This is a genomic window from Petrotoga sp. SL27, assembly GCF_002924605.1.
GTDB lineage: Bacteria > Thermotogota > Thermotogae > Petrotogales > Petrotogaceae > Petrotoga > Petrotoga sibirica.
On sequence record NZ_JAIP01000002.1, the window covers coordinates 1 to 24886 of the forward strand.

A 24886-nucleotide genomic window follows, 5' to 3' on the forward strand; every position below is an offset into this window, starting at 1 on the left:
GATGGAGGATGTACAGAAAAGTTTCAACCGGATAAAAGAAAGGATAGAAAGGATGGACCAAGGGATAGAAAACATGACTGCAAGTGCGCAAGAACAAAGTGCAAGTGCGCAAGAGATGAGCACAGCAATGGACAGGGTAGCGAAAGCGGCAACACAGATAAGTGAACAACTAGAAAGGTCAAGAAGTTTAATAGACGAACAAGTAAAACAAGGGGTAGGGATAAACGAAGAAGCGAAAGAGTTGAGTGAATTAGCCACAGAATTAAAAGGATTAGTTGAAAGTTTTAAGATATAAAAAAGTTTTTAAAACATGGCAGACCAAGTAGTCTGCCTTTTTATAATTGACAAATGAACTTTACCTTAAAAAACATTTGATATTTTTATGATATAATTTAATTAATACAGAAATACGAGGGGGGTGTGTATAATGAAGAAATTATTTGTTTTCATTGTCACATCTTTATTTATTAACTTGTTTGCTGTTCAAATAACTATAGCAGTTGAATCAATTGAAGATCAAATCCAATTGCTAAACTCCCAAATAGAGAATTTTGAAAAACAAAATCCTGATATTGACGTAGAAATTTATTTGATTCCTAGCTACCCAGGTTCAACTTACAAATTTTACGGGACATTTGTAGTCACCAACGCAAAAGAACCCACGATCTTATCTCTCGATATGGAATGGATAAATGAATTTTCTCCATTTCTTGTAAACTTAAATCAAGATGCCGAATATTTTGACGTAAACAATCTTGTTCCACAAACCGTAGAAATGGTAACAATTAACGGCGAAATAAAAGCAATTCCTTATTATGTTGAAAACGGTTTTTTATATTATAGAAAAGATTTATTAGAAAAATATGGATACGAAGTACCGAAAACTTGGGATGAATTGATTACAATCGCAAAGGATATTTCTCAAAAAGAGGGAATAGAAGGTTTTGTTTGGCCAGGTGCTAGATACGAAGAACTCACAACTTTTTTCCTTGAAATTTTATATTCTAATGGAGGCAAGATATTCGAAGGTGATAACTTTGTTCTAGAACAGCCAGAAAATAAAGAAAAGGCTTTAGAAAGCTTAAAAATCTTAAATAACATTATATCTGAAGAAATTAGTCCAAAAGGTATAACAACGTATAGAGAAGAAGAATGTAGAAATATATTCCAAAATGGCGATGCCGTTTTCATGAGGAATCTGAGCTATGCTTGGCGTTTATTAAATAGCGAAGGTTCTGGTGCTAATGGAAAGGTGGGAATTGCCCCTATCCCAAAAACTGATTTTTCAAATCAACATGTATTTGTGCTTAAAGGAAAAGCTTTGGCAATTAACCCTAATGCTTCTGATGAAGAAAGAGAAGCCGCAAAAAAATTTATAAAATATTTGACCTCCAAAGAAAATCAAATCCAAAGATTGACACAATTAAACTTTTTACCAATTAATTTAGAAGTATTTAACGAACCAACTATCTCTGAAGTTGATCCTAATTTATTGAATTTTAAATATTCCTTAGAAAATTTAGTGTTGAAACCAAAATCGCCCATATACACAGAAATTTCGTTCCCTATACAAAATAATGTTTACGATGTCTTAACAGGAAGAATTACCGTTGAAAGAGCTTTAAACAACATTATATCTGAAATAAAATTTTTACTACGTTAAAGGATTAAATAAGTTAAAAAAATTAATATCGGAGGTGTAATATTAGTGAATAGTCTTGATAGACAACAAATTATAAAAGATTTAGTAGTTAAGACAGATTCTAAAATTGTGTTACTTGTTATGGATGGATTAGGAGATCTTCCAAAAGACGGTAAAACACCACTTCAAGCTGCATACAAACCCAACATGGATGCATTAGCCAAAGAAAGTGATTTAGGTCAGAGTGTACCTGTTCTACAAGGAGTCACTCCTGGCAGCGGTCCAGGGCATCTTTCACTTTTCGGCTATGATTCCCTAAAGTATGATATAGGAAGAGGCATATTAGAAGCCCTTGGATTAGGAATAAGAGTAGATAAAAAGGACGTTGTTGCAAGAGGTAATTTTGCAACAATAAAAGATGGAATAATAGTTGATAGAAGGGCGGGGAGACCCTCTAGTGAAGAATCAAAGAAAATCGTAGAAATTCTCTCTCAAAATATTAAAAAAATTGAAGATGTTGATATAACTTTCTATCCAGGGAAAGAACATAGATTTGTCGTCAAATTTACAGGGGAAAGCTTATTTGATGAGGTAACCGATGCTGATCCACAAAGAGAAGGTCAGCCAATGGAATGGGCCAAGGCAACGAATCCTGATTCTGAAAAAATGGCTAATATAGTCAACAAATTGATAAAAGAGATAGGGGAAGTGTTGAAAGATCAACCAAAAATGAATTTTGCACTATTACGAGGATTTTCCAAGCATCCTCTATTGCCATCTTTTGAAGAGAATTATAAATTAAAAGCCGCTGCCATTGCTACCTATCCTATGTACAAAGGACTTGCAAAATTAGTTGGAATGGACGTGTTAGAAGCAGGACAAACAACAGAAGATGAGGTTAAAACATTGAAAAAAGTATGGAATGAATATGATTTCTTCTACTTTCATGTGAAAAAAACTGACTCTTATGGTGAAGATGGAAATTTCGAGGAAAAAGTGAAGGTAATAGAGAACACCGATAAAGCTGTAAAAGAAATTTTAAGCCTCAATCCAGATGTTTTAATTATAACTGGAGATCATTCCACCCCTGCTTTACTAAAAGCACACAGTTGGCATCCTGTTCCTGTTTTAATTCATTCAAAATATGTTAGAAAAGGACTGTCTGTTTCTTTTGATGAATATGAATGTGCAAAGGGTACCCTTGGAACGATATCAGCACTGGATATTATGCCGTTAGCTTTGGCAAATGCTTTAAAACTAGAAAAGTACGGAGCTTAATCAAGGCGGGCCCTATGGCCCGCTTCTTAAATTGTATTTGAAGTATCAAAAACAAAGGGAGTGAACCCTTTCAAAGAGCACTCTTGAGAAAAAACCTTTATTGTTAGATCATGTGTTGATTCTAAAATGATTTTATCTTGAAAGATACTAATTGCTATCCTTGCCCCTTTCCAATAAATTTTGAAAGATAATTTTTCCCATTTTTCCGGTATCCAAGGATTAAGATTCAATGCTCCATTCTCATCTATACTTAATCCCCCAAAACCATAGACAACACTTTGCCATGACCCTCCTGCAGATGCAGCGTGTAAACCATACTCCGTGTTTCCTTGATTATCTTCCAAATCAGTCATTACCGTTTTCATAAAATATTCATAGGCATTGTGAGTATCTCCTACTTTCAAACCCATTATTGAATACATAGATGGACTCAGCGAAGATTTATGCATAGTTCTTTTCTCATAATAATCATAATTTAACTTCTTTGTATTACTATCAAATTCATCTTCTAACAACAATAAAAGCATTATCACATCAGCTTGTTTCACAAGCTGTGTTTTATTTAATTTGTTGATCTCGACACCTTTAGGCCACAGCGGCATTTTGTTTTTGTCCCACTCGTCGATTAAATAGTCATTCAGTTTAAAGTAACCCTCAAATTGTTCTATAAGTTCTGTATCATCAAACTTTGGAATAAATATTTTTTCTGAAATTTCTTTCCAATTAGTGAAATCTTGTTCTGATAAGCCCAAATTATTACAGAGCCTGTCGTATTTTATGAAATCTTTTTGTTTAAGTAAATTAGAAATCTCATGAGCTTTTTGCAAATTCCACCTAGCTAAATAATTAGTATAGGCATTGTTGTTTACATGCTCATGAAACTCATCGGGACCTATAACATTATTAATTTCATATCTATCTTTTTGTTCATTATATTCTAATCTAGATTCCCAAAATTTTGCAGTTTCAACAAATATTTCAGCTCCATAATCAAACATAAAGTCCTCATCGTTAGTAGCTCGAAAATATTCCCAATAAGCAAAAGGAACGTCTGCAATAATATGGATTTCTTCATCGCCCGTCCATATTCTTACAGGATTACCCTCATAGTCTTTTCCCCACTTAGGGGTAGTTTCTAAACCAGTATCTGTCGACTCCCATGGGAATTGAGCACCTTTGTATCCATTCAAAAGGGCATTTTCCCTAGCCCCATTTAACGTATTATATCTATATATTAGAAGAGATTTTGCCGTTTCTGGTTGAGTATATACAAAAAAAGGTACCATGAATACTTCTGTGTCCCAAAATATATGTCCTAAATATCCTTCTCCGTGTAATCCTTTAGCAGCGATACTAATATTAGTATCATTTTTATTGGCACATGAGGTTAACTGAAAGACACTGAATCTAATGCCTAACTGAGCCTTTTTATCACCTTTTATTTCTATATCAATATCTTCCCAAATCTTCTCCCATTCTTCACAGTGTTTTTTTAATTCTTTTTCATAACCTTCAAAGGCAAATTCTACTAAAGCTTCTTCTGAAACTTTTTCAATATCAATTATGTTATCTCTCGTTGTATAAGTTACTCCATATTTATATATACTATAAGTTTTATCTTTCTCAAGAAAAATTTCATAAAGTTCTTTTGCTTTATCACCTAAAATTTTAAAAGAACGATTTCGTAAAAGGTTATTGTTATTTCTGTAGCAACGCAACGTTGTTGCTTCTATTACATCAATTGCTTTATCCTTTGTAGAAGATTTTAAAAATATACCGGGCTTCAAATCTTTCATTTCTAGAACATTATAATGTTTTACTTCTTTATAAGGGTCAAATATAGAATTTGTAATTGAACCATCTATTGTGTTTTCGATGATAAGTTTTCCTGAAAAATTCTTCGGTATTATTTCATATTTAGCTGCCCATCTGTGGACATCATTCTTACTAACAAATCTTTCGGCATTGATCATTAATATTTTCCCTGAACCTAATTCAATTTCCAAATTTGTTTTTAAAAGTGCTTTCCTCATATCCAGAAATCTTTTGAAACTTCTAATTTTGTGTTTATCTAAATTAATTGCCTCTCCATCGATATAAAATTTTATTGTTAGAGGGTCCGGATTATTCACAATCTCCTGGACTTCTGCGTCTGATTTGTCATATATGCCAGCAATAAAGTTACCCTTCCAACCTTCACTGGAAAATTCATTGAACCCTCTAAACCCACGATAACCATTCGCTAATGTGAAAATAGTCTCGTATTTTTTGTTTTTTTCTGTATTGTATTCATCTTGTACAATTTCCCAAAGGTTCAAAATTTCCTCACTCCCATAAAATCAATTTTTTAAATACCTTCAATTAAAGTTAAATCAACGTTTTCAAAATTCTTAATTACTTTATCCGCACCTTTCAATACTTCTTCTTCTCCCACACCAACAACTTTCATTCCAGCTTTTTTTGCAGCTTGAACACCTGCAACAGCGTCTTCAAAAACGACACATTCTTCAGGTTTTAAATTTAAATAATCAGAAGCTCTTAAAAAGATTTCAGGATTAGGTTTTGCGTTACTTATCATTGTTCCATCTATAACCGCATCGAAGGTATCTTCTAAATTTAATCTTTTTAAAATTAATTTTGTGTTTTTGCTAGCTGATGCGATTGCAACCTTAATCCCCTTTCTTTTCAAATTTTTTATAAATTCTTCTACACCAGGAAGTAATTCACTTTTGTCCATTTTACTTATGTACTGAATGTACCAATTATTTTTCTTTTTTGCCAGTTCTTCTTTTTCTTCTTGATTAAGATTTAAACTTCCCAAATCTAATATAATCTCCAAACTTTTCATCCTGCTAACACCTTTTAACCTTTCGTTATCTTTTTCATTAAAAGGTATATTCAACTGGTCTGCAAGTCTCTTCCATGCCATATAATGATATTTCGCAGTGTCGACTATCACTCCATCTAAATCGAAAATACAAGCTTTTATCAAAGATTAATCCTCCTTTGTAGTTCTAAACTCCATCTCCTCATCATCAAATTTTTGATCCTTTAACCTTTAACTGCAGCAGTTCTGCCTGTTTCAACAAACTGTTTTTGAAATGAAAGAAAAATAATTATCATTGGAATTGTCATTATAATAGTTGCCGCCATCATATACTGCCAGAAAGTATAATAAGATGTTTTAAAGAAGTTTAATCCCAACGTTAAGGTGTACATCTCTTTACGGGAAGTAATTATTAAAGGCCATTGAAAATCGTTCCAAGCCCCTAAAAAAGTGTATATTGCTAACGCTCCAACAGCAGGTCTAGCATTGGGTAATACTATTCGGAAAAAAGTTCCTCCTATCCCCGCACCATCTATTCGTGCAGCTTCTTCGATCTCTTTTGGAAAATTCATAAAGAACTGCCTCATCAAAAAGAGTCCAAAAATATTTGCCAATTTTGGGAACACCATTCCATAATAAGTATTAACTAAATCCCAATTTACCATAAGTGTGTATTGGGGGATCATGGTAACTTGAGCTGGAACCATCATGGTTCCTAAAAAAAGGGCGAACCACACTTCTTTTAAGGGAAATCTTATCCTCGCAAAAGCATAACCACCCAGGGTACCTATTAAAATGTTCCCTAAGGTGATAAACCCTGCATATAAAACTGTGTTTAAAAACCATCTCGAATACAGTGGAACTACTTCAAAAACTTTTGCATAGTTTTCAAATGTCAAAGGAGCACCGAAGGCCTTAGGTGGCCATTCAAAAATTCGTATCTTGGGTGGCCAACTCATTACATCTGTACCTCTAGTAATACCGCTTTCGTCAACATAATTCATAGGTACGAATGAAACGACTGCTGCCCACAAAAAAGGAAAAAGAGAAATTAAAGTGTAGGCGATTAAAACAATATATGATATTATCCTTGCAACTTTCCATTTTTTCTCTGTCATCTATTTCACCTCAATATTCTTCAGGGATATATCTTCGCTGCAAAAAAGTAATAAACATAATGATTCCGAAAAGTATTAACGCAAGCGATGAGGCATACCCCATATTTCCATATTCAAAGGCATTTTTATATATGTAAAATGAAATCGTGATATTTCTCATATTTTCGATTAAAAAATAAATCTGATCAAATACTTGCATACAGCCGATAGTTCCCATGACTATAACAAACAATATCTGCGGTCTTAAAAGAGGTAGAGTAATTCTCCAAAATTTCTGCCGTCCAGTAGCCCCGTCTATATCTGCCGCTTCATATAATGAATTGGGGATATCTTGCAGTCCTGCTAAAAAAGTGATCATGAAATATCCAGCGGTAGCCCATACGTTCATGAGCATTATTGAGAATAACGCTGTGTTTGGATTATTAAGCCAATCTATCGGTTGATATCCAAAATTACCGAAAAGTGTTACAAGAATTCGATTTAAAATTCCGGGCTTAGAATAAATCAACCAAAAGATCATAGAAATTGCTGCGGACGATGTTATTGCTGGAAGGAAAAATACAACCTTGTAAAATTTAACACCTTTAACTTTTGAATTTGCTGCAACTCCTAACAAAACAGCTAAAAAAGTTTGTATAGGGACAACGATCAATGTATACAGTAAGGTGTTGAAAAGAGAAATTCTAACGTAATCATCATTAAACAATCTTCGAAAATTTTCTAATCCAACGATTTGGGGGCTATATTTTTTGAATAGACCTTTTTCTTCTTTCATATAAGTTGTCATAAATTCAGAATTTGTCATAATTGTATTTAATTTACCTTCGATAAAATTCTCCAAAAGTTTCTCCGTATCAAAATATTCAAATACCGCATCTTTTTGTTCATCAGTCAAATTTATACCAACATCGTATTGAATGAAAGTTAGCAAATCAAACCATTCTTCTATTTCCTCAACTGATTTCACATCTGTCTGAAACATCCCGATGTGAAGCTCAATAGTTTCCTGTGGGTTAAGAGGTACTTTAAATTTCTGTGTTTCTAAAGGATTAAAGTTGGTAAAGCTATAATAAAATATCATAATAATTGGGTATATAACAAATAATAAAACTATAATTATAACAGGGGAAGCAAACATATACCCAGATAGTGCTTCTCTTGTTTTAGGTTTCATAAAATCACCTCTTTTCTTAAAAAATGATGAGGGATAAACCCTCATCATTTAATTCACTTGAATAAAAGCATTCAGAACGCCTAATATGATCTACTGAGTCACCCAAGATTTGTAATTTTTTTCGATAGAATTTACAGCTTCTTCTATTGTAATTCTTCCTGCAAAAAGATCATTTAGTATCGAGTTCAAGTAATCATTTGCCTTGGCAAATATACCGGTAGGAGTAGGAACTCTCCATGGGTAACCAAATTCAACTGAATCATAGAATACCTTCTTCATAGGATCTGTATCTTCAGCGGCCACACTTTGCCTTGAACCAAGAACTCCTGCCTTTTCCACAAAAATTTCTTGTCCTTCGGTTACTAAAAATTTTAAAACTTCCCATGCTTCATCCTTATGTGCAGATTGTCTATTCATACTCCAAGCAACCGTATATATCATAGAGGATTTCTCAACAATACTTGGTAATTCAACTATACCTGTCTTTTTTTCAACATTTGGAAAAGATTCTCTTATAAATCCCAAAGTCCAGGGGCCTGACATAACCATAGCCGTCATCTCTTTAGCAAATGCATCTCCAAGCCATCCTGCACCCAACGTGGAGGGTAGATAAGCCAATTCGTGTTTTGTAACTAGTTCAGTATAAAGCTTTAAGGCAGCTACCGCTTCTTTCTCGGTTAATGCGGTTGATAAATCTTCTTTTACCAATCTCCCACCAAAGCTGTGAATTAAAGGAATTAACCTGTTGAAATCTGCTGCCAAAGATAATGGTGCTTCATATCCTCTTTCTTTAAGTAAGGTCGCTTTGTACAACAAATCAAACCATGTATCATCAGTAGTAGGATAAGGAACTCCGTATTGATCAAAAATCTCCTTGTTGTAAAAAAGAGCAAGAGTTGAAAAATCTTTAGCTATTCCATATATTCTATTGTTAAATATGAACGCATCCACCAAGTTGGGATAGAAGTCATCAATATCAAACCCATCTCTTTGAATGTAAAGATTTAAAGGTTGCAAAACATTTGCCCTTGCTAGCTCTTCGAAAACATACACATCTACATAGAACAGATCCGGTCCTTGACCACCAGATAACCTAGTCATCAGTGTTTGTTTGTAATCTCCGGCTATAGGATCCCATCTGACTTGGATATCTTGGTGAGAAGAGTTGAATTTCTGAACGATCTCTTTTATACCTGATTCTTCAGCAGGATTCCCAGGCCATCCGGTGATGGTAATAGTAACAGCAGAAAAAGATGAACCTACCAACAAAACCATTAAAACAAATAAAGCTAACTTTCTCATACAACACTACCTCCTTTAAAGTGATTTTTTATGATACTAAATGTGTTTCTGAATAAAACTCAATGTGCTTTGTCTCTTAATTAATTTTGAAGGAACAACCATAGAAATTGTTTCTTTCCCATTTGCTATGTTATCCACTGCCTGTGCTGCGCTGTAACCAATTCTTATAATGTTCTGGTCAATAGTACTCAAGCCCACAAATTCGGAAAGGGGGATATTATCGTATCCAACAATCGGTACTTCTATATTCAAACCCTTCAAAAATTTCATCGCAGCATAAGCCATGTTATCTGAGGCACAAAATATTCCGTCATATTCGAATCCTTTTTTTAGAAGAGATTTTAATATTTCAACTGTTTTTTCTTCATCAAAATCCCCAAATTCTACGTCTACTTCAACTCCCAAGTCTTTCTGAGCACTTTTGACCCCTGTTAATCTCTGTTCTGAGACGGGAATCCCCATATCACCACTAATATAAAGAATCTTTTTACTTTTTATCTGTTTTAAATGTTTGATGGCCATATAGGCCCCAGCTACGTTATCACTATCAATGTATACAAAATTGTTTTCATCATTTCTACCTATAACAACATACGGAAAATTTTCTTTATTTAAAAGATTCACCCTTTCATCATTTTTTCTGATGTCTAATAGAATAAAACCATCAACAATCTTACTTTTTATCATATTACTGTAATATTCAGCTACGTTGCCATTTTCATGGATATCTACGATAAGTTTAAGCCCTTTTGAAGAAAAGTAATTTAAAACACCTTTTAAAAATTTTGTGGAGTAAGTATCTTCTAAAACTTTCCCTCCTTTCACAGAGAAAATAACAGCGTAAATCCCCGTCTTTTTTCTTCTTAAAGAAGTTGCTATTCTGTCCGGTTTATAATCGTATTTCTGAATTATTTTCATAATCTTATTTTTTGTTTCAAGGCTTACTTTATCGGAATCATTCAATACGCGGGAAACTGTCGCTACGGATACATTTGCCATTTTAGCAATATCTTTTATTTTTAAAGCCATGATAATTACCCCTTAAAACAATTTTTGTAATCGTTTACACCGACCTAGATTGAATTTAATTTTTTTAATATCTTTAAATAGTGAACTTGAAGTTTATTTTTTATGATATTTTTGCAGAAATCAGGTTTATCAATGTAATCGGTTACATTAATTATACACCAAAAGTTAAGGATCAGCAAGTTCAATTACAGACGTTTAAAGATGATTAAAGGCATTTAAAGCCAATTATCTTGAAAATATTTTATTTTTCTCAATATTTGTATTTTTATCTGATATAATTTATGAAAATTAGAGAAAAAATTTAATGAGAGGAGAGCTGAAATAACAGTGAGAACTAGGGAACTTTCTTTAATAGCCATATTTGTTTCTTTAATGTGTATAGGCTCACAAATTACTATTCCACTAGGCCCTATACCTTTTACCCTTCAACTACTTTTTGTATTTTTGACGGGATTCCTTTTCCCTCCAAGAACGGCTTTTGCTATTCAAGTGATCTACTTGTTATTAGGTGTAATAGGCTTACCAGTATTTGCAGGCTTCTCAGGAGGGATTGTTCACATTTTAGGACCGTCCGGGGGGTTCTTGGTTTCTTTTCCATTAGCTGCTGTTTGTATTAGTTTTCTTGAATTCAAAAAAGGTTTTTCAGACTTATTATCTGGTTTTTTGGGACTATGTATAGTATACTCTACAGGTTGGATATGGTTAGGAATATATATGGAAAGTCTTCTTCTATCTTTCAAAGTTGGAATATTACCTTTTATATTATTTGATCTCATCAAATTAATTATTTCAATTTATCTGAAAAAATTGATAGAGTCAAGATTAAAGCTGATTCCACCTTTTTGATACTTTCAAAAATTATTCGTTCTTTATCAAGGTCGGCTTTTTTCTTATCCATTTCAAAGCTATTTTTTCAAAAAATCTCATAAATCGAGTCCATAACCCTTCTTTTTTAGATAGAGGTTTAACTTTTATCGTGTAAAAACCTAAAGCATTCCCTAAAGCAACATCCGTGAAAAGTTGATCCCCAATCACTACACCTTCCCCAGGTTTGTAACCATGAAACTTTATTTTTTTTCTGATTTTAAACCTTAATGGTTTCATTGCAGAAGCCAATAAATCTACCCCCAACTCACTTAATTTTATATCTAAATTCTTAAAGCGTTTTTTTGAACTATTACTTGCTATTAATATATAGAATCCGAAGTCTTTTAATTTTAAAAAGAGGTCGGTGACTTCTGGTTGTAAATAATCACTATGCCACTCGTTGAGGGTATTGTCGAAATCAAAAACTAAAATTTTATACCCCTTCTCTTTTAGATGCTGGTAATCAATATCAAATACACTTTTTTCAAATTCATTTGGACCCGCTAAATCAATAGCTCTAAAAAACCAACCTATAGTATAAAAAAATACATTGTAAGCAAATTTTGTGAATCCAGCCATAAATTGTTTAAACTTATTTTCGAGCCCATAGGTATAAGGATTTATCAAAATTGTATACAATCCCAGACGATTTCCTACGCTAATATCCGTGATAAAAAGATCACCTATAATAACAGTTTCTGACTCTTTGGAACCGAGTTCTTCTAAAACAGATTTTAATTTTTTAGTATTAGGTTTTTTCATACTTGTATATACTTTTACTTTACCCATAGTCAGTTTTTCAATAATTTTTACTTTTTCTCTTTTGGAATTTGTAACTATTGCCACTTTAAAACCAGCGTTTATTAATTTGTTTAAAAGGTTCACTGTTTTGTCGGAAATATTGTCATCTCTCCAGACAGTAATAGTAAAATCATAATCCATAAGAATAGTGTTAAAACCAAGCTTTCTTAATTTTTCATAATCAATAGAGTATATATCAGGACTATATTCTCTAGGTATTGGAATGTATTTAAACAATCCCGTTATGTGGTTCAATACTTACAACCTCCACTTTTATGTCAGAATTTTTTAAAGAGTTGAGTAAAGTTAATGCTTCATCAACTAAACCTGCTGGTACTATTATTTTAAAATGCCCATTCTCTTGTTTTTTCCTAACATTCATTATGTGAGCTTCAGCTTCAACAAGATAAATTAAAAGGTGAATGTCTTCCTTTGCAATGTCTATGTAGATATCGTATTCAGGATGCAATTTTTCTTTCTTCATTAATTTATTTTTCCTCCTAGTAACTAGTTTTAGCGCTCCTTCAACCCTTACCCAACCTAAGTATCTTTTTGAACATATTCTACAAAATTTCAGAAGATACAGTCGCTAATTCTGACCTTTCACCTTTTTTCATTGTAATATTCGCAGATAAAGGATTATCTTTAAATTTTGACGCAGTGTAGACTAAACCGTTAGATGAACTGTCCAAATAGGGGTTATCTATTTGATATGGGTCTCCTGTTAATACAATTTTTGTGCCTTCTCCAACTCGTGTCAATATAGTTTTTACTTCTGCAGGTGTTAAATTTTGTGCTTCGTCAACTATCATGTATTGGTTTGGAATCGTTCTTCCTCTTATGTAGGAAAGTACTTCTATCTCCAATAAATCTTTCTTAGTTAAATATTCTTCTGGTTTCTTACCGCTACCTTTAAATAACAAATCTAAATTATCATATATAGGTTGTAACCATGGCCGCATCTTCTCTTCTATATCTCCAGGTATATACCCGATATCCTTCCCCATCGGTATAACAGGCTTTGAAATCAAGAGTTTATTGTACAACTTTTCAACTTGCACACAATATAACCCTGCTGCTAACGCTAGTAACGTTTTACCCGTGCCAGCCTTGCCAACCAGCGTCACAAAAGGTATGTCAGGGTTTATAAGTGCATCCAAAGAAAAGACTTGTTCTGCGTTTCTAGGTTTTATTCCAAAAATCTCACTTTCAAAATCCATCAAAATTGTTTGGAACTTTTTTGACTTAGAATCATATCTTAAAAATAAATTTCCATAATTAAGATATGTGTTTGGGAAAGGTTCTTCTTTGAACCCTAATTCTGAAAAATCGTATTCATCCTTTTCTTCAACCTCTTTACTTGGATTTTCTGTTATATAATAACCATCAGGCAGAAGTTTTATGTCTATTTTATCGGTCAAATAATCTTGACTTTCTAATCCTAATGCATCAGCTTTGATCCTTAGATTTAAATCTTTACTAACTATTATTGTTGGTAAGATGTCTGTTCTTTTTAAGAACATGGCGTAATATAATATGAAATCATCTTTTGATTCCCCAAGATAAGTAGGTATTTTATGTTTATCATCATTTTTTTCCAGTGCTAAGATTTTCAATGTGCCTCCTTCAGGCAATTTTATTCCCTTATGTAACGGTGTTCCGTTTCTAAAGCTATCTAAAATTCTGTTTACCTCTCTGGCGGATTTAGCCACTTTATCGCTTCTCGTTTTTAACTTGTCTATTTCTTCTAATACTGGAAATGGTATCAAAACATTGTTATCTTGAAAACTGAGAATACTGTTAGGATCATGAATCAAAACATTTGTATCGATAATAAAATTCTTAACCAAAATCAATCACCCCATTTTTTAATAAAATTGGTTATTGCTTCGAAAGAAAAAAGTTTTATGTATTTTTGGAAAAGTTTAGCTGTAGATAAAGCATCATCCCAAGCTCTATGAAATTGTTTAATCCCTAAATTGAATTTTTTTGAAAGAAATTCAAGATTGTAGGGACCTTTATCAAAATAGTACCTAGAAATCTCAAGAGTATCAATATAGTAATTGTCAATTGAAAACATTCCACTTTCTTTTGCGGCAATATCTAAAAACCTTAGATCCATTTTTACGTTATGTGATACAATTATAGAATCACCGACATACTCTTTAAATCTTGGAAAAACTTCCAATAAGGATGGAGCGTTAGAAATATCTTGATTATTTAATTTATGAAATTTTGAGACCTCTGCAGGTATAAATATCCTTGGATTTACCAAGGTATGAAAAGCATATTTGAAATTAATTTTTGTATTGTATATAGGGATTGCGGCAATTTCTATAATTCTATCTCCAAACTCAGGATTCAAACCAGTTGTTTCAAAATCTAAGGCTAAAAAAACTTTATCTTTAACTTTCATCATAATCTTACCCCCATGAATAAATTATATCATATGATTTAAAAAATTTTGGTCTTGATTTAAAGAGTCAATTTAAGGTATAATTATTAATAATGAAGAGCGTCTGTAGCTCAACTGGAAAGAGCGTCGGACTTCGGATCCGAAGGTTGTGGGTTCAAATCCCACCAGATGCGCCATTTCTTCTATATAAGTCGAAGATATAAACAAAACATTACAGGGAGGTATCATTCATGGCAGAAATGGAAGTACTAAAAGTAGCTGCTAACTCAAATCCTGTTGCTGTTGCTGGTGCTTTGGCTGCTATCATTAGAGATAAAGGAAACGTTGAGTTACAGGCTATAGGAGCCGGTGCAGTTAATCAAGCTGTTAAAGCTATAGCAATAGCCAGAGGATACGTAGCACCTAGCGGAATCGATTTGGTTTGTGTTCCAGCCTTTTCGGATGTTGAAATTGAAGGAGAAGAGAGAACTGCAATTAAATTTTTTGTTAAAGCAAGAGACTAAAAGAGGCATAGCCTCTTTTAGTTTTTTTAGCTTTAAAATTAAAAAATATTAGTATTTTTAGTTTTTTTTTCATCTAGCTGTGTTATAATTATTCTAGTTTCAACTTTAACAAATTATTAAAAAGGGGGAAAGTACAAATGGACGTTCTAAAAGAACTGGAAAATATGTTAGAAACTTTGGCCGACAAATACAACGAATTAAAAAAAGAAAAAAACGATCTTCAAACTCAGTACGATGAATTGTTCGGTGAGTATGAAGAAGTAAACAACGAAAAAGAAGAGATGAAACGAGAATTAGAAGAATTAAAAAGAAAAAATGATGAAATTGAAAACCATCTAAATCAGTTAAAAAGTTCCCTTATATCAAGATTAGGAGATGAGTTCAGAACTGGAGAATTTGATAATCCAGCATCTTCAAATGCCCCATTCCAAGATGAACCGGATCAAAATCAGTATTAATGGATTCATAAAAAACATTTAAGGATGAAAAATCATGAAGAATTATCGTTCAATTGAAGTAAAAATCTTAGGAAAAGATTATAAATATAAAGTAGACGAACCTGAGGATGTTATAAACGAAATTTTAGAAAACATAAAATCCGAAGTTGAAACCTATGCAAAAAAAACCGGTGGAGAAGAAGTGGATTATATCTTTCTCCTATTGCTTCTAAACGAAAGATTAAACAGTATAAAAACGAAACAAGAAATTAGACATATGGTTGATAAATTCAGTGATATGTTAAATACCGCACTTAGAAGTAACGAAGAAGACAGCGATGAACAAAGTAAAAGTATTCAATGGGGGTAAGATATTTTCCGATTATGAAAATAGGTCTTTTTGATTCAGGAATAGGTGGCTTAACGGTTTTAAAAAAAGTGATAGAAAATTTTGGTAATCATGAGTATTTTTATATAGCTGATAATTTAAATGTACCTTATGGTTCAAAGCCTATTTCTTTTTTAAGAGAAAATTTAAAAAACATACTATCTTTTTTTCACACAATGAAAGTAGAGCTTTTAATTTCTGCTTGTAATACAACAGATTCCATTGTAAAAAAAACAATTTTCGACACGAAAAATTATAGGTTTACATATGTGAGTATAATAGAAAACGCCGTAAAAACAATAGAAAAGAACGATTCTGTTCTTTTATTAGCCACCGAAAATACTATTAATTTGGGTGCTTATAAGGAAGCTCTTACAAATAAAAAAATATCCATACTAGAAGAAAAAGCTTGCCCTTTGTTCGTTCCACTCATAGAAGAAGGTTATTGGGATGGACAAATGGCTGAGTCTGTTCTAAGATTTTATTTACAAGATTCCAAATCCAAGTACCAAAAGGTAATATTAGGGTGCACTCATTATCCAATTCTAGAAAACCAAATTAGAAAATACACGAATTCATCCATCGTTGACCCCGCAGATGGAATTGTTGATTTTTTAAAAAATGAGGTAAATTTAGACAGCCTAGATGGAAAAATTAAAGTGAATTATTTAGTTACAGGAAACATAAAAAAATTCAAATTTCTTTCCAAAATTTTTATGAAAGACGTAAAGTATCATCCTATTTTTAAAAAAATTGAATTATAAAGTATTTAAGGGCGATTGATAACGTTGCAAATAAAACCAACTGTTTTTTTAATAACTGGTTTATCCGGTGCAGGTAAAACTTTATTGTTACAATCTCTAGAAGACGAAGGGTATTATACAGTTGACAACATACCACCCCATTTAATAGAGCCTTTTTTAAACATTTTATGTACCAGTAACGTTAAAAAACTAGCTATAGTGAGCGATATTAGATGGAAAAATCCCGATAAATTGGCCGAACTATTTCAGAATGTTGAAAGTTTGGCCAAATGTAATATGGAAATTCGTAAAGTTTTTTTAAAGGCGGATAAAACCGAGCTAATTAACAGATACAAAAAAAGCAGAAGAACTCATCCGTTAGGGCTTTCCTTAGAAAACGCCATAGATGAAGAAATGAAAGTTATGTCAGAAATAGAAAGTTATTGTGACATAGTTATCGATACTTCATCAACCGAGCCAACCGAATTTAAAAAAAGATTCTTCCAGATGATAAAAGAAGATATGAAAAAATTAAAACTGAATTTTATCAGTTTTGGATTTAAAAACGGTATTCCACAAATTTCTGATTATGTTTTTGATGTGAGATATCTTCCAAATCCCTTTTATTTTCCCCAGATGTACGAACTAACTGGTTTAGATATGAAAGTAATGGAATTCCTTGAAAAATTTAAAGAAACTCATGAAACTGTTGAGAGGATTGCTAATTTAGCAAAGTTTATCCAAGATAAATATACTGAAAGTGGTCGTTTAGAAGCTTATTTTTGCATAGGTTGCACAGGGGGGCAACATAGATCAGTTTACGTTGCCCAAAAGGTTTATGAAATTTTAAAAAATGAAGGTAGAGATGTAAGCATAAATCATAGAGATATAGAAAGATAGGTTAGTTAATGATTTCATTTGGAAATATTTTTAACTTACGAAAGTATTCTCTGGGTAGGTTGACGCTATGAAAAATATTGTAACTATTGGTGGTGGAACGGGAACAAGTCAAATATTAAGAGGATTGAAATGGTATCAAGATCTAGATATTGTTTCCATCGTTACCGTTACTGATGATGGAGGAAGTTCTGGAATATTGCGTGAAGATTTTAATATACTGCCACCAGGAGATATCAGAAACAATATATTAGCCTTGGCTGAACAAGAAACCTTTCTGACTAAATTACTTAAATATCGTTTTAATGAAGGCTTCTTAAAAAATCATAATCTTGGTAACATAATTTTGCTAGCATTAACTCGAATTAACGGTAACAATTTTCCTTTAGCAATAAAAACTTTGTCCGAAGCGCTGAAAATAAAAGGAAGGGTCTTTCCGGCTTCTTTGGATTCCCTAAAACTTGTAGCAGAACTTGATGATGGTGAGATCATTTTTGGTGAAACATCAATTGTGTCAAAAAATAAAAATATAAAAAGAATCTGGTTGGATGGAAATACCGAAGCATTTGGTGAAAGTGTTATGGCTATTCAAAAAGCCGATATAATAATTTTTGGACCTGGCAGTTTATATACGAGTATTATTACAAATATATTGGTTGATGGAATAAGAAACGCAATTAATCTGTGCAAAGCTAAGAAAGTATATATTGCAAATATTATGACACAACCTGGGGAAACGACCAATTATTCTTTAAATGATCATGTTAAAGAATTAGAAAATTATTTAGGTGAAAAATTAGATTATATTATAGCCAATGAATCAAAGTTACCATATGAAATAATTCAGAGATACCAAAAAATGGGGGCTATTCCTGTAAAATTAGATATGGAAGAAGATAGAAGAGTAGTGAAATCAGATTTGGTTTATATTATAAACGACGAAGATCCAAAAATTAGACACGACCCAAAAAAAACCTCAGAGTTGATTTTAAAATGCGTTCAATGAATTCCTTTTCAGAAACTTTAAAATTAAGTCTCGTGAATACAGATTACATTTTTCCTGAAGCAGAGTTTTATGGTTTTTTCATAGGGAAAGGAGAAATTATAGAAAAAGAATCAGAAAAGTTAATAAAAATATCCATTACATCTTTGAATAGTTTTAAAAGACTGTACAAAATTTGCAAAAATTGTCTCACTGATACATTCAATGTACAATTCAACAACGAAAAAAGACTAAATCTTGGCGGAACAGGTTCCATATTTATAAATTATCAAACAATAGATGAAATATTAAAGAAAAATAAACTTTATTTAAATGAAAATAAATTATCTCCGTTCTTAAAAAAAGATCCCATAATTTTTGGATCTTTTATTAAAGGTTTATTTTTATCTTGCGGATCTATATCAGTAAAAGAATCTTATCATTTAGAATTCAATTTGAAAACAAAGAATCTATTTAAAGAAGATTTAGTTAAAACATTTAAGAGTCTTTTGGGTGTGAATGCCAGATTTATTAATAGAAGCAAAGGTTCTAAAGTATACATTAAGTCTCGTGATGACATATTGAATATACTCGAACTTCTCAACGCTAAGGAAAAAGTCCAAGAACTAAGCGAATTGATGGATATAAGGGATTTACGCAGCAACGTAACAAGGACTATTAATTTAATATCTGCTAATTCATCAAAAACAGCTCATAGCTCAATAAAGCAAATTAACGATATACAAATTATTCAAGAAAGTATAGGTTTAGATAGTTTACCAAACGACCTAAAACTAATAGCCGCTTTCAGATTAGAAAATGAAGACGCAAGCTTGAGCGTCATGGCAGAATCATTATCAATGAAAAAATCTACATTGTACAATAAACTGAAAAAAATCTCAAAAATTGCTGAATCTCTAAAAAATACCTGATTTAACAAAACGGTGGTGTCATAATTATGAAATGTCCTTTCTGTGGTTATGATGAAACGAAAGTTCTAGACTCAAGACCAGCTAGTAATGGCACTTCTATAAGAAGGCGAAGAGAATGTTTGCAATGCCAAGCCCGTTTTACAACTTATGAAAGATATGATCAAACAAGGATAAGAATAATAAAAAAAGACGGCAGAAGAGAACTTTACGATAGAAAAAAACTCATGAATGGAATCATAAAAGCATGTGAAAAAAGGCCTGTTAGCACTGATCAAATCGAAGAAATCGTTGATAACATAGAAGAGCAATTAAGAAGAAGCGGCTATTCAGAAATTTACTCTTCGCAAATTGGTGATAAGGTTATGGAACAATTGAAGTTAATTGATCAGGTGGCTTATGTAAGATTTGCTTCGGTGTATAAAGAATTTAGGGATTTAGAAAGTTTTTTACAAGCCATAAAAGAATTAAAAAATAGTTAATCACCATTATTAGAAATGGGAGGAGAGATGCAAAAGTGGCTGAACAAGTATACAAACTAACCAGAGAAGGATACGAAAAATTAAAAAAGGAACGAGAAGAGCTTAAAAAAAGACTTATGGGGGAAATTGCTGAAAGAATTAAAGAAGCCAGAGAATTGGGAGATCTATCAGAGAACAGTGAATACGAAGAGGCAAAAAATGAACAAGGAATGATAGATTCCAGAATCAAAGAGATAGATTATATATTAGATAACGCAGAAATAATTGAAAATGGAGGCAATCACGATAATTCTACAGTAAGTTTGGGAAAAAAGGTGAAGATAAAAGATTATAGATTGAATAGAGAGCAAGAGTTTCTGCTAGTTACACCTCAAGAGGCAAATATCGAAGAAAGTAAGATCAGTATCGAATCCCCTATTGGAAGATCGTTACTAGGAAGAAGAAAAGGGGAAGTTATCAACATTAAAACAGCCAGAGGAAGCTCAAAAAAAATAGAGATCAAAGAAATAAGTTAAAATTTCACAAATCACACACTAACATTACCAAGCAGGAGGCAAAGCATGGACCTTAGAAATATACGAATACATCAAATTAAAGAAATGAGAGAAAAAGGATATAATCCTTATAAGTACAATTTTCAAAAAAATTATACTTCCCAACAAATCAAAGAGCTTTTCGATAGTAAAATAGAGGCGGGGCAACAATTGCCAGACCAAGTTTTTAATTTCGCCGGAAGGTTGATGAATCTAAGAAAACATGGCAAATCCGCTTTCACTGATTTAAAGGATGAATTCGGACGTATTCAAATATATATCAGGTTAGATCTAGTAGGGCAAGAAAGTTACGATTTTTTTAAAGAATATATTGATATCGGAGACTGGGTGGGAATAAAAGGTTATCCCTTCAAAACGAGAACAGGAGAACTAACCCTTTTAGCTTTAGAAATAAAATTACTCTCAAAGGCTCTTCGCCCCCTTCCTGAAAAATGGCATGGGCTCAAAGATAAAGAAGTTCGATATAGACAAAGATATGTGGATATGATCGCAAACGATGATACCATTAAAACCCTTAGAACACGTTTTTTAGTCATCAAATACATTAGAGAATACTTAAACGACAAAGGCTTTTTAGAAGTCGAAACTCCTGTTCTTCAAAGTATAATGGGGGGAGCAAATGCAAGACCATTTATTACTCACCTAAACGTTTATGATATAGATATGTACTTACGCATAGCCACGGAACTACATCTAAAAAGATTGGTCGTCGGTGGGATGGAAAAAGTTTATGAAATAGGAAAAATATTCAGAAACGAAGGTGTTTCCAACAAGCATAATCCAGAATTCACAACTATTGAATTGTATCAAGCTTTTGCTGATTATAATAATATGATGGAACTAACCGAAGATCTTTTGTACAACATTGCCAAAAAAGTTCACAACAAAGCAAAAGTTATATATCAAGGAGAAGAAATAGATTTTACACCTCCTTTCAAAAGAATAAAGATGAGAGAATTCATACAAGAAAATCTTGGAATAGATATAGTAGAAGCTAGCGATCAAGAACTGAAAGATTTTTTGAAAGATAAGGGTGAAGAGGTAGAAATAGAAGACAGATACCATTATCTCGACAAAGTATGGGATTTAGTCGAGGATAAGATCGTTCAACCTACTTTCGTTATGGATTACCCAATAGAATTATCCCCACTTGCAAAAAGAAAAAAAGATGACCCAAGGTTAACCGAAAGGTTTGAATTAATAATAAAAGGCAACGAAATAGCTAATGCTTTTTCTGAATTGAACGATCCTCAAGATCAATTTGAAAGGTTTAAAAAGCAAATGGAACTGAAAGAGTTAGGCGACGAAGAAGCTCAAATGATGGATCTTGATTTCATAAGGGCTTTAGAATATGGTTTGCCTCCCACCGGAGGGTTAGGAATAGGTATTGACAGAGTTTGTATGCTACTTACCGATACTCCAACTATTCGTGACATAATACCTTTTCCAATTGTAAAACCTGTGTCTTTCGAAGATGAAGAAGCTATGTTAAAAGAAGAAGAAACTAACGAATAAAAGAGGAGTTCAATGCATTTAAAAGCTTTTGGAAAAGTTAACCTTTACTTAGATGTTATCAGTAGGCGAAAAGATAATTATCATAATATTTTAACCCTTTTCCAATCGATTAACGAACACGACGATATATTTATTGAATTTTCTAAAAGTGAAATATTCGAATCAGAACCTCCCTTAACCATTTCATGGGATAAAAATATAATAAAAAAGTCCATAGAAATCTTTAAAAAAGAAACAGGCTTTTACAATTTTAACTTAAAAATTAAGCTTATTAAAAATTTACCTGTCGGTGGCGGAGTAGGGGGAGGAAGTGCTGACGCTGCAGCTGTTTTAGGCTTCCTCTCAAATAATTTTAACATACCAGAAAAAGACATATTCGAAATAAGTTCCAAAATTGGAAGCGATGTTCGTTTTTTGTTAAAAGGTGGAACAGCTATTGGTAGAGGTAAAGGAGAAATTTTGGAATTTCTAGAGCCGTTAAAATTAAATATTCAAATTTACAACATGAACTATAAAATTGATACAAAAAAAATGTATGAAAAAATCGACCAAAATTGGGAAAGTATCAATCATTTTGGTGATCCATACAAACTGTACGAAGCCTTAAAAAATAACGATATTATAACAGCTAAACAAAATGCGTTTAACGTATTCGAACAAGTGGTATTCAAAGAATATCCTAAATTGAAACAAAAAAAGGAAGACATAGAAAAGGATGAAGGGATTATATTTGCTTTGATGACTGGTTCAGGTAGTACCATATACAAAGTGATTGCAACTAACTGAACTCTTTATCCATCTTATAGACAAAAGCTATTATTTCAGCAGCTAATTCATACATTTCAGGAGGAATTTCTTCATCCAAATCCAAACCATAAAACTCTTCGACAGCTTTTTCGCTTTTGACTATTGGTATGTTTTCCTCTTCAGCTATTTCTATAATTCTTCTGGCTATTGAATCAACACCTTTAGCAACGACTTTAGGTGCTTGATCTGTTCCTTGTTTATACCGTAAAGCTACCGCTTTTTTTGAATTAGACATTTTTTCATCACTTCTTTAAATATTCTTTCATTGTTTCAACAATGTAATCCACATCTTTTTTACTTACCCAATAATTAGTAACAAATCTGAATTCACCATTTTCTGGTGGATTTATTTTGATACCTTTTTCTAAAAAAAACGATACCATTTCTACAAAATTTATATTTTTATTTATTATGAAAAAAACCATATTTATGTGAATATCGTCTAAGTTCACGGAAATTTCAGGGATTTCGCTCAGTTTTTCTCCAAGATATCTTGCGTTTTCATGATCCTCTTTCAATCTGAATCTCATCTTCTCAAGGGCAATTAACCCTGCTGCAGCTAAAAATCCTGCTTGCCTTAAACCTCCACCCATCAATTTGCGTTTCTTTTTGGCCTTTTGGATGAAATCTTTACTTCCAGCCACGAGAGAACCTACAGGGGCACATAAACCCTTTGAAAGGCAAAACATGACTGAATCACAATATTGAGTTATCTCCTTGGGATCCACATTCAAGTAGGTTGCAGCGTTGAACACTCTAGCTCCATCTAAATGAACTGGAATTCCATTCTCGCGCGCTATCTCAGATATTTCTTTCATATTTTCAAGCGGCACAACCCTTCCATTGGAATGAGCATTCTCTAGGCATATCAACCCAGTAGAAGGAAAATGAAGATCATCTTCTCCCTTTCTTATTCTTTTTTTAATATCTTGAGGTGACATAACTCCCTTATCACTATTTATAGTCCTCAATTGTACGCCACCGATTACTGAAGCCGCACCAACTTCGTGAACAACTATGTGTGAACTATCATCAAGGATAACTTCATTTCCTCTTTCACAATGTGTAAAGATGGAAAGTTGGTTACCAAAAGTTCCACTAGGAACAAAAAGTGCATCTTCTTTTCCTACTACTTCTGCCGCATATTTTTCTAATTTTTTCATCGTTGGATCTTCATCGTAAACATCATCCCCAACTTCTGCCTTAAACATCGCTTCTCTCATCTCTTGAGTAGGTTGCGTAACGGTATCACTTCTGATATCTATGTATCTCACTAAAACTCCTCCTCTTTCTTAAAGCTCTTTCAAATCTAATTTCTTCTTCAAATATTTATTAACTCTGTATGAAAAAGTAGTCAAAATTATTACTCCAACCATAATTGAAGCCCCAATCATCTGCAATCCAGAAAATCTCTCTCCCAAAAAAATAAATGAAAATAACGAAGCAAATATTGGTTCTCCAATGAATATAAGAACAGTTGAATTTGAACCAATTACCTTTTGATATCTAGCTTGCAGAAAATTTACAACTATGGTCGCAGCTATCGCAGTGTATATAGCGGTTACCCAAATTGGAACGCCTAACTTCCAACTAGAATTGAATGAAATTGACACATTAATTATAGCAGCAAATAAAAACTGATAAGCTAAAAGCGAAGTTTCTTCAACAACTTTTGAAAATTTCGTTATTAAAACAATATGAACTGCAAACAAAACGGCACCCAAAAACGTTAAGAAATCTCCAAAATTAAACCCTGAAATACCTCCAAAAAGCATGTAAGAACCTAACAAAGACAAAGGAAAACATAACCACTGAATGAAGTTAGGTTTTTCTTTTTCAATTAAATAAGAAATTATAGGGGTAAAAGGAATATATAAAGAGGTAATAAATCCACTTTTTGAAGCATCTGTAAAATTGATCCCATAAGTTTGCAAGGCATGTGCTAGTCCTAAAATTATACCTAAGGTTGCTCCGTACTTGAAAGAATGTTTTTTCCAAATAAGAAAAGACAAGACTGCAGCAATACCAAACCTGATAAACAAATAAGGCAAAGTTTGAAGATCCGTCAGCACCAACTTGTGAAGCGGAAAAGTAGTACCCCATATTAAAGTGGCTAACAAAAGCCATAAAAATGCTCTAATCAAACTATAATCCCTCATCTTATTCACATATTTTAGTGTATTATATCAAAATTT

General features: G+C 32.5%; 27 protein-coding genes, 1 tRNA gene and 1 pseudogene. 16 read left to right on the top strand and 13 right to left on the bottom strand.

Annotation, left to right across the window (positions count from 1 at the left end; translation table 11 throughout):
- The 3 genes and pseudogenes from AD60_RS00670 to AD60_RS00680 all read left to right on the top strand — a co-directional run.
- Window positions 1–295, top strand: a pseudogene (locus AD60_RS00670) (methyl-accepting chemotaxis protein); the annotation flags it as partial.
- Window positions 296–427: 132 nt separating this feature from the next.
- Window positions 428–1663, top strand: coding sequence for an ABC transporter substrate-binding protein (locus AD60_RS00675; RefSeq protein WP_103875954.1), 1236 nt, complete (start codon window positions 428–430; stop codon window positions 1661–1663).
- A gap of 45 nt (window positions 1664–1708) precedes the next feature.
- Entirely contained in the window at window positions 1709–2920 is a 1212-nt protein-coding gene (locus tag AD60_RS00680) for a 2,3-bisphosphoglycerate-independent phosphoglycerate mutase (RefSeq protein ID WP_103875955.1), read from the top strand.
- 26 nt (window positions 2921–2946) lie between these two features.
- Here AD60_RS00680 and AD60_RS00685 read toward each other — a convergent pair whose 3' ends face one another.
- The 6 genes from AD60_RS00685 to AD60_RS00710 form a co-directional block, all read right to left on the bottom strand.
- Window positions 2947–5238: a glycoside hydrolase family 65 protein gene (locus tag AD60_RS00685; RefSeq protein WP_103875956.1), complete on the bottom strand. Its 2292-nt coding sequence runs from the start codon at window positions 5236–5238 to the stop codon at window positions 2947–2949.
- 29 nt (window positions 5239–5267) lie between these two features.
- On the bottom strand, window positions 5268–5912 hold the full coding sequence (gene pgmB, locus AD60_RS00690) for a beta-phosphoglucomutase (protein WP_103875957.1): 645 nt from the start codon (window positions 5910–5912) through the stop codon (window positions 5268–5270).
- A 59-nt stretch (window positions 5913–5971) separates the two neighbouring features.
- Window positions 5972–6865 (bottom strand): carbohydrate ABC transporter permease, encoded by an 894-nt coding sequence (locus AD60_RS00695; RefSeq protein ID WP_103875958.1) that lies wholly within the window; start codon window positions 6863–6865, stop codon window positions 5972–5974.
- Between the two features lie 10 nt (window positions 6866–6875).
- Window positions 6876–8039, bottom strand: coding sequence for a carbohydrate ABC transporter permease (locus tag AD60_RS00700; protein WP_233186764.1), 1164 nt, complete (start codon window positions 8037–8039; stop codon window positions 6876–6878).
- A 90-nt stretch (window positions 8040–8129) separates the two neighbouring features.
- Window positions 8130–9341: an ABC transporter substrate-binding protein gene (locus AD60_RS00705; protein ID WP_103875960.1), complete on the bottom strand. Its 1212-nt coding sequence runs from the start codon at window positions 9339–9341 to the stop codon at window positions 8130–8132.
- Window positions 9342–9377: 36 nt separating this feature from the next.
- Window positions 9378–10370 carry a LacI family DNA-binding transcriptional regulator gene (locus tag AD60_RS00710; protein WP_103875961.1) on the bottom strand — a complete coding sequence of 331 codons (993 nt, stop codon included), beginning with the start codon at window positions 10368–10370 and terminating at the stop codon, window positions 9378–9380.
- A gap of 327 nt (window positions 10371–10697) precedes the next feature.
- Between AD60_RS00710 and AD60_RS00715 the strand changes: the two genes are divergently transcribed.
- The gene (locus tag AD60_RS00715; protein ID WP_103875962.1) at window positions 10698–11216 is read left to right on the top strand and encodes a biotin transporter BioY; all 519 of its coding nucleotides are present in this window, start codon (window positions 10698–10700) and stop codon (window positions 11214–11216) included.
- A 12-nt stretch (window positions 11217–11228) separates the two neighbouring features.
- Here the strand turns inward: AD60_RS00715 and AD60_RS00720 are convergent, their stop codons facing one another.
- The 4 genes from AD60_RS00720 to AD60_RS00735 all read right to left on the bottom strand — a co-directional run bounded on the left by AD60_RS00720 (window position 11229) and on the right by AD60_RS00735 (window position 14457).
- Window positions 11229–12293, bottom strand: coding sequence for a YqeG family HAD IIIA-type phosphatase (locus AD60_RS00720; RefSeq protein ID WP_103875963.1), 1065 nt, complete (start codon window positions 12291–12293; stop codon window positions 11229–11231).
- Window positions 12268–12522: a DUF4911 domain-containing protein gene (locus tag AD60_RS00725; RefSeq protein WP_103875964.1), complete on the bottom strand. Its 255-nt coding sequence runs from the start codon at window positions 12520–12522 to the stop codon at window positions 12268–12270. Before AD60_RS00725 ends, AD60_RS00720 begins: the two co-directional genes overlap by 26 nt.
- 79 nt (window positions 12523–12601) lie before the next feature.
- A complete protein-coding gene (locus AD60_RS00730) occupies window positions 12602–13888 on the bottom strand; it encodes a PhoH family protein (RefSeq protein ID WP_103875965.1) in 1287 nt (428 codons plus the stop codon).
- Window positions 13889–13890: 2 nt separating this feature from the next.
- A complete protein-coding gene (locus tag AD60_RS00735) occupies window positions 13891–14457 on the bottom strand; it encodes a PolC-type DNA polymerase III (RefSeq protein ID WP_233186765.1) in 567 nt (188 codons plus the stop codon).
- Between the two features lie 96 nt (window positions 14458–14553).
- On the opposite strand from AD60_RS00735, the gene AD60_RS00740 reads away from it, so the two are divergent.
- The 12 genes from AD60_RS00740 to ispE all read left to right on the top strand — a co-directional run bounded on the left by AD60_RS00740 (window position 14554) and on the right by ispE (window position 22670).
- Window positions 14554–14630 (top strand) — tRNA-Arg (locus tag AD60_RS00740).
- Window positions 14631–14693: 63 nt separating this feature from the next.
- Window positions 14694–14957: a stage V sporulation protein S gene (locus tag AD60_RS00745; RefSeq protein ID WP_103875998.1), complete on the top strand. Its 264-nt coding sequence runs from the start codon at window positions 14694–14696 to the stop codon at window positions 14955–14957.
- Between the two features lie 137 nt (window positions 14958–15094).
- Entirely contained in the window at window positions 15095–15415 is a 321-nt protein-coding gene (locus AD60_RS00750; protein WP_103875966.1) for a hypothetical protein, read from the top strand.
- 34 nt (window positions 15416–15449) lie between these two features.
- Window positions 15450–15764 (top strand): cell division protein ZapA, encoded by a 315-nt coding sequence (gene zapA, locus AD60_RS00755; RefSeq protein WP_103875967.1) that lies wholly within the window; start codon window positions 15450–15452, stop codon window positions 15762–15764.
- A gap of 14 nt (window positions 15765–15778) precedes the next feature.
- Entirely contained in the window at window positions 15779–16546 is a 768-nt protein-coding gene (gene murI, locus AD60_RS00760; protein ID WP_233186766.1) for a glutamate racemase, read from the top strand.
- Between the two features lie 24 nt (window positions 16547–16570).
- Window positions 16571–17425, top strand: coding sequence for an RNase adapter RapZ (gene rapZ, locus AD60_RS00765; protein ID WP_158248341.1), 855 nt, complete (start codon window positions 16571–16573; stop codon window positions 17423–17425).
- Window positions 17426–17492: 67 nt separating this feature from the next.
- Window positions 17493–18428, top strand: coding sequence for a gluconeogenesis factor YvcK family protein (gene yvcK / locus AD60_RS00770; RefSeq protein ID WP_103875970.1), 936 nt, complete (start codon window positions 17493–17495; stop codon window positions 18426–18428).
- Window positions 18416–19336, top strand: coding sequence for a DNA-binding protein WhiA (whiA, locus tag AD60_RS00775; protein WP_103875971.1), 921 nt, complete (start codon window positions 18416–18418; stop codon window positions 19334–19336). Before yvcK ends, whiA begins: the two co-directional genes overlap by 13 nt.
- Before the next feature lie 26 nt (window positions 19337–19362).
- Complete coding sequence (nrdR, locus tag AD60_RS00780) at window positions 19363–19815, top strand: transcriptional regulator NrdR (RefSeq protein WP_103875972.1); 453 nt, start codon at window positions 19363–19365, stop codon at window positions 19813–19815.
- A gap of 35 nt (window positions 19816–19850) precedes the next feature.
- Entirely contained in the window at window positions 19851–20330 is a 480-nt protein-coding gene (greA, locus tag AD60_RS00785) for a transcription elongation factor GreA (protein WP_103875973.1), read from the top strand.
- Between the two features lie 45 nt (window positions 20331–20375).
- The gene (gene lysS / locus AD60_RS00790) at window positions 20376–21884 is read left to right on the top strand and encodes a lysine--tRNA ligase (protein ID WP_103875974.1); all 1509 of its coding nucleotides are present in this window, start codon (window positions 20376–20378) and stop codon (window positions 21882–21884) included.
- A 12-nt stretch (window positions 21885–21896) separates the two neighbouring features.
- Window positions 21897–22670, top strand: a complete 774-nt coding sequence (gene ispE, locus AD60_RS00795) for a 4-(cytidine 5'-diphospho)-2-C-methyl-D-erythritol kinase (protein ID WP_103875975.1) — start codon at window positions 21897–21899, stop codon at window positions 22668–22670.
- Here ispE and AD60_RS00800 read toward each other — a convergent pair.
- From AD60_RS00800 to AD60_RS00810, 3 genes are read right to left on the bottom strand one after another with little or no spacing between them, the layout of a single operon-like run.
- Window positions 22663–22926: an EscU/YscU/HrcU family type III secretion system export apparatus switch protein gene (locus AD60_RS00800; RefSeq protein ID WP_103875976.1), complete on the bottom strand. Its 264-nt coding sequence runs from the start codon at window positions 22924–22926 to the stop codon at window positions 22663–22665. The genes ispE and AD60_RS00800 overlap by 8 nt on opposite strands.
- A 7-nt stretch (window positions 22927–22933) precedes the next feature.
- A complete protein-coding gene (gene ltaE, locus AD60_RS00805; protein ID WP_103875977.1) occupies window positions 22934–23965 on the bottom strand; it encodes a low-specificity L-threonine aldolase in 1032 nt (343 codons plus the stop codon).
- Between the two features lie 18 nt (window positions 23966–23983).
- The gene (locus AD60_RS00810; protein ID WP_233186767.1) at window positions 23984–24835 is read right to left on the bottom strand and encodes a DMT family transporter; all 852 of its coding nucleotides are present in this window, start codon (window positions 24833–24835) and stop codon (window positions 23984–23986) included.
- Window positions 24836–24886 lie beyond the last annotated feature (51 nt).